Origin of the sequence: Candidatus Formimonas warabiya, assembly GCF_002777255.1 — a bacterium.
GTDB classification, from domain to species: Bacteria; Bacillota; Dehalobacteriia; order Dehalobacteriales; family Dehalobacteriaceae; genus Formimonas; species Formimonas warabiya.
Genome location: NZ_CP017634.1, coordinates 2,501,989 through 2,516,109, shown reverse-complemented (window position 1 = coordinate 2,516,109; position 14,121 = coordinate 2,501,989). Strand labels below are relative to the sequence as shown.

The window sequence follows — 14,121 nt, the reverse complement described above, 5'->3', positions numbered from 1 at the left end:
CCTTCAATGAAATGGGGTGATGGCGCCATAGATATACTTTGGATTATCTTACTCGTTTTGTTCTGGATCCTGGGCGGTGCCGTAAAGAAAAACAAACCCCCCAGGCCCCAAGGCCAGCCCTGGGATCAGGCGAGAAGACGGCAGTCTGTGCCTCCTCCTGTTGCGCCGGATCTAGAAGAGGCGAGACCCCGGGGACCTTTTCCCCCGTCCGGGGAGATGGGCGATCTGGAAGAGGAAATCCGCCGGCTTTTTGGGGGGGACCGGTCTTTACCCGATCGGGCGGTTGAGGAAAGAAAGAAACCGGCCCGGTTTAAAACTTTACCAAGGGTAAGAGTATGGAGAATAGGACAGAAAAGACGGCAGCGGGAGAAAAAACCGGCACCAATGGTGCCGAAAAGCACTTTCACCGCCGGGCCGAGGGGAAATTGCCCTGAACTGTGCTTCAACCCAAATGCTGTGGTACAGGGGGTTATTATGTCTGAGATTCTTCAGCCCCCGCGGGCGAAACGCCCTTTCCGGTCTAGGATTAATCATTTTTCCAGTTAAGGGATAAGGTTTTTTTGATCAAAAACAATAAAAAGTGGTGCTTCTTCAGTGGACAAAAGGGATGCCGGGGATTCTTTATTCGGGTATGGACCGTCCGATTTTGATGATATTCTGATCACAAAAAGGATTACCGACGATTTTTTACGCAATCAAGGCCTTAAAAAAATATGGACTCCTAAGTATCTTTGGGCCCTGGGCACAGGAACCGTTCTGGCCGGGATGTATAATCAGTGGAGCTTGCATGCTGAAGCGGTAGAGCCTTTGAGTGTTTTGGCAGCAGTAGGGATCATTGCTTTTCTTTATGTCATTTTTATCATCCTGGTTTCAGAACTGGCCGTCCACTTTCCTTATGCCGGCGGGCCCTATGCCTTTGCCCGGCGCGGGCTGGGTACTTTTGGCGGCTACCTGGCAGGAACAGCCGGGGCGATGCAGTTTATCTTTGGTACGGCTGCTCTTTTTGTGATGTTCAAAAGTTTTATTCTCGTTTTTTTCCCTGGCGGGACAGGAATGGCGCTAAGTGTTGCAACAGTTATAGCACTGCTGGCGTTATGCGCTTTTAACAGCGGCGCATCTGCCGGCGTACAGTTTTTCTTCACCAATTGTGCCTTAAGCGGCCTGATCCTTTTTTTTATCGGCAGTTCCGGCGCCGGGCACAATTTTAGCCTGGAATACCATCCTGTTTCATTCTGGTCCGGGGTTTTGACCGCTCTTCCTGTGGTAATTTGGTATTTTTTTGGCCTGGAAGGATTGTCTCTTGTGGCGGAAGAGACAAAGAATCCGGAAAGGACATTGCCCCTGGGATTGATTTTGTCGGTGGTATCGGTTTCTTTGTTTTGCTTTGGCATGTGGTTTTTTGTCAGCCGGTCCATGCCGGAGATTTTTTTTAGCAGTGGCCGCTATCCTTTATTATTTGTTTTGGAAAAGGTTCAGGGGCAGGACCGGGTCCTGCTCACCACATTTTCTGCTGTCAGCTTATGTGCTTATGTGGTGGGATTAAACGGTTTTATCAACGGATTTTCCCGGCAGGTTTATTCTCTGGCCCGGGGCGGGTATTATCCCTTAATGCTGGGCCGGTTGCATGCCAATCGCCGGACCCCTGATCTGGCTATTTTGTTCCCCGGCATGCTAAGTATCCTCATCGCCTATTTGCTCCCGTTCAAGCTCATGGTTTGTTTTTCCATCGTGTCCGCCTTGTTCGTTCATATCCTGGTCCTGATTTCTTATTTCCAAATTCGTAAATATGAGCCTGCGCTTTTTCGCTTTGGCGGATTTATTCATCATCCTTTCATATTTTTTCTGGCCCTCTTTTTGGTGTTTGTTTTATTGACGATCGTCATCTTTACCTATGCTGCGGAAATATGGAAGCTCATAGTGGTCTGGGGGCTGGTTTGCCTTTATTATTTTTTGTGGGCAAGGCATCATATCAGGGATGAGGCCCCGGAAGAATCCAGGGCGGTATCTGTGGAAAGAAAAATCAAAATAGATTTGCATTAAAGGACGTTTTGGGGGGCAGTTCATGAACGATGAGCATGTTCAGATGGAAAGCCAAATAGAAAAAGATATTCAGTACCTGCATGGGTTAGGCTATGCCCAGGAATTGTACCGGAGTATCAGCGGTTTTTCTAATTTTGCCATCACATTTTCCGTGATCTCCGTGCTCAGCGGTTTGATGATGCTTTACGGGTATGGTTTGCAGCTGGTAGGGCCCTTTAGTATCTGGACCTGGGGCGTGGTAGGATTCTTTCAACTTATTCTGGCTTTGGCTTTAGGGGAAATTGCCTCCATTTATCCTTTGGCGGGAGGCGTGTACAAATGGACAGGACGCTTGAGCAATCCTCATGTGGGCTGGTTTTGCGGCTGCTTTTCCCTTGTGGGCTGGCTGGCCTGCACCGCCGGGATCGAATTTGGCTTAGGCATATTTTTGACCTCCTATTTGGGCTTTGATCCGGCGAACCTGAGCGTGGTTTTAAGTATTACGGTGGTTATTGTCCTGCTCCATAGCATGATCAATATCTTCGGGATCAGGATTGTGGCCTGGTTTAACGACCTGAGCGTGAATCTGCATGTGATTGGCGTCGTGATATTAGTGGGATTATTATTGATTTTCGGCCAGCGCAATCCGGTATCTTATATTTTTCACACCGGAGGCATCTCATCTAGAGCGCTCTATTTTAACTTTGCCCAGGCCTTATTAATGTCTGCCTGGACACTGACTGCTTTTGACGCGGCGGCCAATGTATCCGAGGAGAGCATCAATCCCTCTAAGGTAGTGCCCTGGGGTATGATCTATGCTGTCCTTTGCTCCCTGCTTTTGGGAAGCTTGCTTCTCCTGAGCCTGAATTTAGCCTTGCCTGACTTAAGAGAGACCTTAGATGCGGACATGCCGGCAGCCCTTTATGTGATCCAGAATGCCCTTGGCCCCACCATTTATCGTTTCGTGACGGCATTTGTGCTTCTGGCCCAGTTTGCCGCCGGCTTATCTTCCCAAACGGTGCTGATCCGCATTCTCTATGCATTTTCCAGAGACGGCGGCATCCCTTTATCCCAGATCTGGAAATATGTTTCGCCCAAATATGATACGCCTGTATACAGTGTTTTTTTGGCCAGCGGCTCCACGATCCTGCTCTGCGGCCTGGCCGCCTTCCTGCCCACAATCACCTCCCTAAGTACCATGGGAATCTATTTTTCTTATGTGATTACCTTGGGAGCAGCCCGGCTGAGCTGGAAAAAGATTGAATCCAACCGGGGCCGGTTTCATTTAGGGCGTTTCAGCAAGCTAATTCAAACGGTAAGCTTGATTTGGGCTATTTTTGTCACGGCGATTATGGTCATCCCTCCCATCGGTCATAATGGCGCAGTCTTTATGCTGATGACGATATTTATCACAGCCAATTATTTTTTGGTGATGCGGAGGACCATTAAATCAGAATAGAATAGATGGAAAAAATCAATTTTTTAGCGATAGGTGATAGTAATGGGAATTAGAGAGAAATGTCTCATCCATACGGACCTGAAGTCCGACCAAATTGCCATTCTGGAAAAAATGGTGGAGCATTTTGCCTTTCTCCAGCCTTATTATAAGAACATCGTTTTAGAAATTAACGGCAATGGCGATGATACCGTCTTCGTATCCTCAAAAGATACGGCGGAAATTTTTTCCTCTCATGACGGGCACCTAAAGTCCCGGTCCGATAATCCGAGAACAAAAAGAATACCCCTGTTCATCGATGATCATCATGTGATCGGTCAGGTGGTTTATGAAGAGAACCCGACCCTTTCAGTTGTCAATCTGGACCAGTTACTGGACCTGTGCCGCCATGTGCCCGATTCGTTCCACCCTACCGATTATTTGGTGCCGGACGGCTTAGCGGTTTTTGACGCCTCAGGACAAATACAGACTGTGAATTTTGTGGCAGAGAATATTTTATACCGTTTAGGTTTCGCCGGCATGGGCCTGAATCAACTGGTCAGCTCACTCAGGGGAGAACAGGAGCAAGAGGAGACATTTTTGAGCCGGCCGGCGTTTTTCGGTACCTATGTCCAAATTAAGCAATTTGACGTCAGCATTGTTTTAAATCCCATCATTTTCGGCAATGAGCTCCTTGGTTTTTTATTAATTGTCTCTGATCTTACCCTGATCAAAAAAAAGGAAAAGGAATTGATGGAAAAATCAACCGTGATTAAGGAAATCCATCACCGGGTAAAAAATAATCTCCAGACCATTACCAGCCTGCTCCGGCTCCAAATGCGCCGGACCAATCTGAAACTTGTGGAGACTGTCTTCACGGAAAGCATCAACAGAATTTTAAGCATTGCCTTAATCCATGAGGCCCTGTCCAAACAGGACTTAGAGGTGGTCAATATTAAGCAGACCAGCTTTAATATCCTGCAGATGATTCTTTCCAACATGGTGGATCCCAGTAAAAAAATTAACGGGGAGATTTCCGGTGACGATATTTATCTTTCCGCTACTGCGGCCAGCAGTGTTTCCTTATGTATCACGGAATTGATCCAAAATGCCGTGGAGCATGCTTTTGCAAACCGGACGGATGGCAATATCCGGGTAGCTGTGGAGCAGACCCAGGAACATATTATCATTTCGGTGAAGGACAACGGCGTAGGGATTTCGCCTGCGAAGATTCAAAATGAGAGCAGCTTGGGGATGCAGATCGTGAACACCATTATTCAGCATAAACTGAAAGGGGACTTTTCCATTGAGGGCCAGCGCTATGGAACGGTAGCCTGTATCCGGTTCCCCAAATCTAATATTGAGGTGATTGAGGCATGAGACAATTAAGAGTTCTCTTGGCGGAGGATGAGCCTATTACACAGCTGGATATTAAGGAAATGCTTGAAGAAGAAGGATTTATCGTCGTGGGAGAATGCGGCGACGGCCAAAGTGCCGTGAATCTTGCGAAAGCACTCAAACCGGATCTGGTGATTATGGACATAAAAATGCCGGGCATGAATGGCATTGAAGCCGCGGAGGTTCTGGGCCGGGAGAAAGTTGCTCCCGTCCTGCTCCTTACCGCATACAGCAGTCCCGAGTTTGTCAACCGGGCCGGGGCGGCCGGGGTTTTGGCCTACCTGGTAAAACCCGTAACAAAAAACAGCCTCATCCCGGCCTGCCATATCGCCGTGGGCAGGTATGAAGAATTTTCCGTTTTACGGGAAGAAAACGCGAATCTACAGGATGCCTTGGAAGCCCGGAAATTGATTGAACGGGCCAAGGGCCTGCTGCAGAAAAAATATCTCCTCAATGAAGAGCGGGCTTTTAAAAAAATCCGCCAGATCAGTATGGATCAGAATAAATCCATGAAAGAAGTGGCCAAGGCGATTATTCTGAGCCTGGACAGCAAGGCCTAGACCCCGGCGAAGTCGATAATTGTCGAATTTATGCTTGACACTTTATTTGCCGTTTGTTACACTAAACTTGTCCTATTTGTCGCAATTTATTATCTATAGTACCGGAACGTAACGGCGCGTTCCGAAAGTGAGAGTGGCGAAACTCTCCAAAATCCGGCTTGGACCGGATGTTGGGGAGTTTTTTTGTTTTTCTCCGGGCCGTATTTAAGATTGGTGGGGAGGTGGTTACCCGTCCCCAAACGGGGGAGGTATTTTGGGAAGGAAACTTATCACTGAAAAAATAATTATCAGGAGGGTAACATGGCGGAAATTGGAAATTATGTGCTGTATATTATTATGGCTTGTGCGGTAGCCGGCGCCTTTGCTTCGATCATTAAAGAAGAATCTGGCTTAGGAAAAGAATTTCTAGAGGGATTATATTCAATCGGACCGATTTTTGTTCCTGTCGCCGGGATTATGGCCGCTACACCTTACCTGGCTGCTTTTGTCAAAGCCGTATTCGGCCCGGTATTTAGTGCCATCGGTGCAGATCCGGCCATCGCAGCCACCACCTTTATTGCTGTTGACATGGGAGGCTATCAATTGGCCGACGCTTTGGCCCAAACCAGAGAGAGCTGGATTATGGCCATGGTTACAGGATATATGGCCGGCGCTACCATCGTTTTCAGTATCCCGGTAGGACTGGCGATGCTGGAGAAAAAAGATCATAAGTACATGGCACTAGGGGTCATGTCCGGGATTTTGACCGTACCCATCGGCGTATTCGTTACCAGTTTGATTCTTTCCCTGAGCAATGCCCACGTGAGAGAAATCATTTCCACGGATGCCCAGGCCACCTATCAGCTGGCTTTAAGTTTTGGTCAAATTATGGCTAACCTGGTCCCTCTCATTGTGATTTGCGTGGCGATCGCGGTGGGGCTGCGTTTTGTTCCTGATACCATGATTAAAGGGTTTATGTGGTTTGGCAAGGCCATGGACACCGGTATCAAAATTGTGCTGGTCTTTTCCATTGTGGAATATTTTACCGGTTTCTTTTCCACCTTGCTGGGCTCGTGGGGCTTCAACCCCATTATTGCCGATGCGGAAGATCAATTCCGGGCCTTGGAGATATCCGGGTATATCGGCGTGATGCTGGCGGGGGCTTTCCCCATGGTGTATTTAATTAAGAAGTATTTGGCGAGGCCCCTGGAAGCTGTGGGACGCCGGTTCGGTTTCAGTTCCATCGGCAGCGCGGGCATCCTGGCCGCAGCCGCAAATATCTTAGCTCTATTCCGCATCATCAAAGATATGCCGGCCGCGGATAAGGTAAAATGTATTGCTTTTGCAGTATGTTCCGCATTTCTGTTTGGAGACCACCTGGCCTTTACCGCTAATTTTCAGCCCACAATGATTGTGCCCGTGATGACGGGAAAATTAACGGCGGGGCTCACGGCCGTAGGGTTGGCCATCTGGCTGTCCGTACCCAAGGCGATCAAACTGGAAAAAGAAGAGCAGGCAAATCAGTAAGAAAGTGCATTCCCCCAATGATGGGATCAGCTCTAGATTGTGCCGGGGGGACGGGTTTGGCAAAAAGGTACGCCAGCCCCGTCCCCCCGGCACTTAGATATCACTTTTTCCATCATGCGCTTTTACTTCTGTACAGAAGGGTCTAAAAATAAGTGATAGATCATTTCCATCATTTTTTTATATTCTTTTTAAAAAAATATGATTATAATGAATTTAAGAAAATATAATTTTACCAGAGTAAGATCGAGTTAAGTCATAATTGACTTGAATTTTGGGTGGTGGTTGAGAGGCCGGACCGGCTATCCTAGGGAAGAAGCATTTTTTAATTTGGCATGGTTTTTGCTATACAATCAATCGGGAGAAGTTTTGGAGAGAAACACCGCGTTTTGATCCGGCCTTTTGAGAAGTGTTCCTTCCGTTTAGACCCACAACCAATTATAGGAGGATGATTCAATGACGAATGCATTAGGAATGATTGAAACCAAAGGTCTTGTTGGCTCTATCGAAGCAGCAGATGCCATGGTAAAAGCGGCCAATGTGTACCTGATTGGTAAAGTTCATGTAGGAGGGGGACTTGTTACCGTAATGGTACGCGGCGATGTTGGTGCGGTAAAAGCTGCCACAGATGCAGGCGCTGCCGCTGCCCAAAGAGTGGGAGAGCTTATTTCGGTACATGTCATTCCACGGCCGCATCAAGATGTAGAAATGATCCTTCCTGACGATTATAAGAAATTTAGTAAAACAGAGTAAGAAAAAGAAGGGGTCTGGAGCCGTAACAAGCGACAGGCCCCAAAAGAATTTTTGCGGCGTGTGGCGTTAGGGCGGCATGGATGAAATAATGGTATAAAAAGCAGGAAACTGCCATAATTTAAAGAATACTTAAAATATTCCGAGAGGCAGGCTTTTTTCATTGTGGAGAAATCGAATTTAGGGGGGTGGAGCAATGAGCACTATTCAGCAGTTATGCCAGGAATATACCACATTAAATGATAGTGACATTGAAATTTTGGAAAAATTGGCGCTCCAGCTTCCCAGCATTACGGAATTAACCGGCAATGATATTTTCATCGATGCCCTGACGAGAAACTGGACGGACTCTATTGTTTTAGCCTGGGCCAGGCCCAAGGAAAAATCGGCCTATTCCGCCAGCGTGGTAGGTGAACTGGCTTATTCCACCAATGAACCGGCCGTTTACCGGACTTTGAAAACCGGTGAAACCACCCGGGATATCAGAGGGGTCAGTCAAGAAGGGGTTCCTATTGCCCAAACTGTGGTGCCTATTACCAACACGGCACAAAAGGTAATTGGGGTTCTGATCATGGAAAGAGATATTTCCAAAGAACTGCAGCAGGAGGAAAGAGTGGAATTTTTAAGCCATACCGCCGAGCAGTTGAGCAGCACCCTTATGTATTTGTCCATGACGGAGTCTACTTTTGAAGATTGGTTGGGGAATGGGATTTTTGTCTTGAACCGGCAGGGCCGGATCACCTATGCCAATAAAACTGCCGCCACAATTTATAAGACCCACTGTGATTCTGAAGCCTTGGGCAACGACTTTTGCGCCCTGATTTCCGACTGTTCCTCTCTGGAGGACGTGCTGGAAAGGATGAAAAACACGCTGGAGTTATCCATCGGAGACCGGTGCTACCATTTTCAATCATACCCCCTGGTGACAAGAGGGGAACTGAGCGGGTGCGCTATTTCTGTCCATGACTACACCGACTTAAGGAAAAAAGAACAGGAATTAAACGCCAAGAGCCTCATTATCCGGGAAATCCATCACAGAGTGAAAAACAATCTGCAAAATATTGCCTCCCTTTTGAGGCTGCAGATGCGCAGGTCCACATCTGATGTGGTTAAAGCGGAGTTTTCTGCCAGTATCAACCGTATTTTATCCATTGCTTTTGTCTATGAAGTCTTTGCCCGGCAGACGTGGGAAACCATTGATTTGCTGGAATTATCCCATCATATTCTGGATTGTTTGATTGACAGCTCGGGAATTTCCCGTGATCACATTGAAACTTCTGTGAAGGGACAGTCCGTTCAACTGCCCAGCCGGCAGGCGGTACCCCTGGCATTGGTGATCAATGAACTGGCTACCAACAGTATTAAACATGGGATTGCCTCTTTAGGCAGGGGAAGGATTGACATCAATTTAAAAGACAGTAACGGATTAATTACCCTGACGGTAAGCGACAGCGGCAATGACTTATATGAAACATTTCCCGAGGCCCCGAAAAGCGGTTTGGGACTGCAAATTGTGGAATCTTTAGTGCGAGAGCAATTAGACGGCTTTTTCCGCTTAGAGCGGAAAGGCGGTATGACCAGGGCGATGGTTTGTTTTACCAGGCATAGTCGGGAGGGAGAATAATGGGGAAACTATCGATCCTCATTGCGGAAGATGAACCCTTAACCAGGCTGGATTTAAAGGAAATGCTGGAAGGGGCAGGCTATTTTGTCTGCGGCGAGGCCAACAACGGAAATAAGGCGGTAGACCTGGCCAAGCAGTTAATGCCCGATCTGGCTATTTTGGACATCAAGATGCCCGGGTTAGACGGGTTGGAAGTAGCAAAGATTTTGCACGCCATGAACATTCCGGTCATTTTATTAACTGCGTACAGCCAACAAAATTTTATCAACCGGGCGGAAAAAGTCTCCGTCTATAGTTACCTGATCAAGCCCATTACGGAACGGGAGCTTCTGCCGGCTGTGCAGTTGACTTATGCCCGGTGGAAAGAGATGCAGAGCGTTCAGAAGGAACTAAAAGATACCCAGACCAAACTAAAAAGCCAGAAAATTATTGGACATGCCCGGGCCCTTTTGGCCAAGCAATACAATATTTCCGACTATGAGGCCCATCAGCAGCTGGTCCATGAGGCCATGCAGTATCGCATTACCCTTGTGGAAAGGGCCAGCCAGATTCTGAAAGAGACAAAACGGGAAGAACCCCACCATTAGCAGAAATGCCATTAATTTTTTAGCGGCCGAGAAGGGTTTTTCATTTTTTTGACGAAATGACGAAATATAGATACTGTTTTTTAAAAGAAATACTGGGCAAAAGAGCCCTCAACTTTTCCGTTTTCACGGAAAAGGAGGGCTCTTTTTGTTTTGTTAAAGGGGGGAAAAATAAGACTAAAATTGTGTGATCCTTTTTCAAAAAGTAAAAAAAAGGAGGAGAATTTCATGGCATCAGAAAAAAACACTGGCCATCAGGAAGTAAAACTGGAAAGATCTTTAAAACCCATCCATTTGTGGGCTCTGGCGGTAGGCCTTGTGATCTCGGGGAACTATTTCGGTTGGAGTTACGGTTTTGGAGCCGGCGGGCCCATCGGTTTGGCCATTTCCACCATTCCTGTCATTATTTTTTATGCTACTTTTATTTTCTGCTATTCGGAATTGGCCACGGCAATTCCCCATGCCGGCGGGCCCTCCGCCTATGCCCGGCGGGCCTTAGGACCGTTCTGGGGTTATATGAATGGGGTTAGTTGTCTGGTTGAATTTATGTTTGCCCCTCCGGCTATCGCTTTGGCGGTGGGAGGTTATATCCATAATATGGTTCCCGCGGTACCTACCCTGGTAGCGGCAGTAGCAGCTTTTCTAATTTTCATTTTCATCAACTTCTTAGGGATGAAAACTTCCGCTGCCTTTGAGCTGGCCGTGACCGTGATTGCTTTAGTAGGTCTGGCTATTTTCTGGGCGGCAGCCGCTCCCCATTTCTCTTGGGCTTTGGTGGTTCAGGAGCCGGTTCTGCCCAATGGCTTTGAGGGAATCATGGCGGCCATACCTTTTGCCATCTGGTTTTATCTCGCCATTGAAGGGGGCGCCATGGCGGCGGAAGAAATGCTCAATCCCCAGAAAGACATTCCGAAAGGTTTCTTAAGCGGTATGGCTACCCTGGTTGTGATGATGTGTTTCACCCTGTTTTTAACGGCTGGTATTACCGACTATAATCTGGTCAGTGCCGTTGATTATCCCCTGCCCGCTGCTTTAGCCCAGGTGTTCGGAGAAAAGAGCGTCATTGTTCTTTTGGTCAACTTTATCGGTTTATTCGGTCTGATTGCTTCTCTCCACGGCATTATCGTGGGATATTCCCGGCAGACCTATGCCATGGCCCGTACCGGTTACCTGCCTAAGTTTTTGGCTCAGGTCAATGAAAAACACCATACCCCTCACTGGGCTTTATTGGTGCCTGGCCTGGTCGGGATTGCCTTCGTTTTAACCGGTTTAACATCGATGGTGATCACAATTTCCGTGTTTGGCGCTGTTGCCCTTTACTTGATCAGCCTGGTCAGCTTCTTTGTACTCCGGAAAAAAGAGCCGGACTTAAAACGTCCCTTCAAAGTGTCTCATGGCTATTTGATTGGCGGACTCAGTTTTGTGATGGGCTTATTCTGCCTGTACAGCGTGATTGTGTACAACACAACAGCTATTATATGGGTGATCTTGATTTATGCCATTGCCATTGCCTGGTATGCCATCGAAGGGCGCAAGGATATTCGGCCCTTTGAAGAAGAATTTGGAGTATTGGATGAACTATAAATTTTAGCTATACTGATAGGGGAAGCGGTATAGCTTCCCCTAAAAAAATATCAGCATTGATTTTGTAAAATGTATATACAAAAGAAAGAAAATGTCTCAATATAGAAAGTATACGGAATATCTTTTAGATGTTTTGGAAGGAGGTTTCTGTGCATGATTTTGAAAACCCGGCTTTTTGGTCAATCCTACGCCTTTAAAGATGTCAAAGAAGTATTGGCCAAAGCCAACGAAATCAAGTCAGGCGACACACTGGCAGGAATTGCGGCCGGAAGCGCTGCGGAAAGAATTGCGGCCAAACACGTATTATCTCAACTCACTTTAGAGGATTTGCGTAACCATCCGGTGGTTCCCCTGGAAGAGGACGAGGTTTCCCGGGTCATCGACGGGGATGTGAACGAGTTCATCTACAGCACCATTAAGAACTGGTCCGTAGGGGAATTCCGGGAATACATTCTGAAAACTGAAACTTCGGGAGACGATTTGCGTCGGATCAGCCGGGGATTAACTTCTGAAATGGTGGCAGCGGTAGCCAAATTGATGAGCAATCTGGATTTGATCCTGGGTGCGTCCAAAATACGCGTTGCTGCTCATTGCAATACCACCATCGGGCAGCCGGGAACCATTGCCTCCAGGCTGCAGCCGAACCACCCCACGGATGGTGTGGACGGTATTTTAGCAAGTATCAGAGAGGGGTTGTCCTATGGTACCGGTGATGCTGTCGTAGGCCTAAACCCGGTAGACGATTCTTTGGTCGCCACGTGCCGGAGCCTGGAAACCATTTATAACTTCATTACGGAATGGGAGGTACCCACCCAGATTTGCGTCTTGGCCCATATTACCACCCAAATGAAAGCTTTAAGCAAGGGAGCACCCGTACACTGCTTATTCCAGTCCATTGCCGGGAGTCAAAAGGCAAACGAAGCTTTCGGGGTCACGAAACAAATCCTGGATGAAGCCTATGAACTTGGTTTAAAAGAAGGCCGGGCCACCGGACCCAACGTGATGTATTTTGAAACGGGGCAAGGGTCTGAATTGTCCTCCGACGGGCACCACGGGGCGGATCAGGTGACGATGGAAGCAAGATGCTATGGCTTGGCAAGACATTATAAACCCTTTTTAGTCAATACCGTGGTCGGTTTCATTGGTCCGGAATATCTCTATGATTCTCGTCAGGTGATCCGGGCCGGGCTGGAAGACCATTTCATGGGCAAACTGACGGGAATTTCCATGGGATGCGATGCCTGTTATACCAACCACATGAAGGCGGACCAGAATGACATTGAAAACCTGGCGGTCTTGTTGTCCAACGCCGGATGCAATTACTTTATGGGCATTCCCATGGGTGACGATGTGATGCTGAATTATCAGTGCACAAGTTATCATGATGTGGCGGCCCTGAGAGAATTGCTGAAATTAAGACCATTGCCGGAATTCGAAAAATGGCTGGAAAAAATGGGGCTCATGTGTGAGGGAAGACTGACTTCCCGGGCCGGCGATGCCACTATTTTTACGAGGTGAGGTGATAACATGAGCATGGAAGATAATATTAAAATGATTGTGGAGCAGGTACTCAATGAAATTGCCAGAGGGAAAGGTCCCGTAAAGCCCGCGGCATCTTTTTCCGGGACTGCCGGAACGGAAAGCAAAGAGGAGCTGGCCGACCTGACCGCCATTGATTTACAAAAGCATTTACAGGTTCCCCAGCCCGTGAACAGGGTGATGTATCAAGAAATGAAAAGTGCCACCCCTGCCCGGATCGGGGTTTGGCGCGCGGGAACCAGGCCGCTGACGGAAACCCTGCTGCGTTTCCGGGCGGATCATGCCACGGCCCAGGATGCCGTGCTCAACGATGTATCGGCAGAATTCATTCAGAAGTACAATCTGGTCAAAGTGCAGAGCGCCTGCCGGGATAAGGATGAGTATTTGACCAGGCCTGACCTGGGCAGAAAACTGAGTGCCGAGAGCCTGGAGACGCTGCGCACCGCATGCAAAAAAGGTGCGGATTTGCAAATTATCGTCTCGGACGGTTTGTCCAGCAAAGCTGTGGAAGCCAATATCCCCGATTTCCTTCCTGCCTTTATGCAGGGCTTGGCCAGTGTGGGCATTGCCAGTGGCACGCCTGTTTTCGTCAAATACGGCCGGGTGGCCGTGATGGATGTAATAGGCGAGGAATTGAAACCCAAGGCGGCGATCATTTTATTGGGGGAAAGACCTGGTTTGGGTACGGCCGAGAGCCTAAGCGCTTATTTGGCCTATAACCCCCGCATCGGCATGATTGAAAGTGAAAGAACGGTCGTGAGCAACATTCACAAGGGAGGAACTCCTGCCACGGAAGCAGGAGCTCATTTGGCCAGCGTGATGAAGGCGGTCTTGGAGAAAAAAGCCTCCGGGGTAAATTTGGACATCTAGACAGGGGCATCAAAAAAATTCTTTCCCTCATATGCTCCCAATTTAATTTTAGGACTTTTGGCATGCCCCCAATGACTTAATTAAGTCAGAAATGACTTATGGGCCGACGCTAATTTTACTTCCCGGCCTGCTCTGGCTGATGTTCAGGAGAGCGTCTTTGATGGCATGATTCTTGCTACAATATCTATTTGCGACAAATTGGACAAAAAGCGACAAGAAAAATTAAAGTCTTTACCGGCTTTAAATAAGGATTGT

12 protein-coding genes are annotated in these 14,121 nt (G+C 47.8%); all 12 read left to right on the top strand.

The genetic code is table 11. The features are described 5' to 3' along the window. The first annotated feature begins 6 nt into the window (after positions 1–6). The 12 genes from DCMF_RS11675 (at position 7) to eutC (ending at position 13,866) form a co-directional block, all read left to right on the top strand. Positions 7–546 carry a hypothetical protein gene (locus tag DCMF_RS11675; protein ID WP_148134591.1) on the top strand — a complete coding sequence of 180 codons (540 nt, stop codon included), beginning with the start codon at positions 7–9 and terminating at the stop codon, positions 544–546. A 48-nt stretch (positions 547–594) separates the two neighbouring features. Beyond that, complete coding sequence (locus DCMF_RS11670; protein ID WP_148134590.1) at positions 595–2,040, top strand: amino acid permease; 1,446 nt, start codon at positions 595–597, stop codon at positions 2,038–2,040. 22 nt (positions 2,041–2,062) lie between these two features. Further along, a complete protein-coding gene (locus DCMF_RS11665) occupies positions 2,063–3,478 on the top strand; it encodes an amino acid permease (RefSeq protein ID WP_148134589.1) in 1,416 nt (471 codons plus the stop codon). A 42-nt stretch (positions 3,479–3,520) separates the two neighbouring features. Then, positions 3,521–4,834 carry a sensor histidine kinase gene (locus tag DCMF_RS11660; RefSeq protein ID WP_148134588.1) on the top strand — a complete coding sequence of 438 codons (1,314 nt, stop codon included), beginning with the start codon at positions 3,521–3,523 and terminating at the stop codon, positions 4,832–4,834. Then, entirely contained in the window at positions 4,831–5,412 is a 582-nt protein-coding gene (locus DCMF_RS11655) for an ANTAR domain-containing response regulator (protein WP_148134587.1), read from the top strand. Before DCMF_RS11660 ends, DCMF_RS11655 begins: the two co-directional genes overlap by 4 nt. A 300-nt stretch (positions 5,413–5,712) precedes the next feature. Then, positions 5,713–6,918 carry an ethanolamine utilization protein EutH gene (gene eutH / locus DCMF_RS11650; RefSeq protein WP_148134586.1) on the top strand — a complete coding sequence of 402 codons (1,206 nt, stop codon included), beginning with the start codon at positions 5,713–5,715 and terminating at the stop codon, positions 6,916–6,918. A gap of 453 nt (positions 6,919–7,371) precedes the next feature. Then, positions 7,372–7,668 carry an ethanolamine utilization microcompartment protein EutM gene (gene eutM / locus DCMF_RS11645; protein ID WP_148134585.1) on the top strand — a complete coding sequence of 99 codons (297 nt, stop codon included), beginning with the start codon at positions 7,372–7,374 and terminating at the stop codon, positions 7,666–7,668. A 193-nt stretch (positions 7,669–7,861) separates the two neighbouring features. Further along, complete coding sequence (locus tag DCMF_RS11640) at positions 7,862–9,289, top strand: sensor histidine kinase (RefSeq protein ID WP_148134584.1); 1,428 nt, start codon at positions 7,862–7,864, stop codon at positions 9,287–9,289. Beyond that, positions 9,289–9,876, top strand: a complete 588-nt coding sequence (locus DCMF_RS11635) for an ANTAR domain-containing response regulator (RefSeq protein ID WP_148134583.1) — start codon at positions 9,289–9,291, stop codon at positions 9,874–9,876. The genes DCMF_RS11640 and DCMF_RS11635 overlap by 1 nt, the downstream gene beginning before the upstream one ends. 225 nt (positions 9,877–10,101) lie before the next feature. Continuing rightward, a complete protein-coding gene (gene eat, locus DCMF_RS11630) occupies positions 10,102–11,457 on the top strand; it encodes an ethanolamine permease (protein ID WP_148134582.1) in 1,356 nt (451 codons plus the stop codon). Positions 11,458–11,610: 153 nt separating this feature from the next. Next, complete coding sequence (locus DCMF_RS11625; protein ID WP_148134581.1) at positions 11,611–12,975, top strand: ethanolamine ammonia-lyase subunit EutB; 1,365 nt, start codon at positions 11,611–11,613, stop codon at positions 12,973–12,975. A gap of 9 nt (positions 12,976–12,984) precedes the next feature. Further along, positions 12,985–13,866, top strand: coding sequence for an ethanolamine ammonia-lyase subunit EutC (eutC, locus tag DCMF_RS11620; protein ID WP_148134580.1), 882 nt, complete (start codon positions 12,985–12,987; stop codon positions 13,864–13,866). Positions 13,867–14,121: the final 255 nt, after the last annotated feature.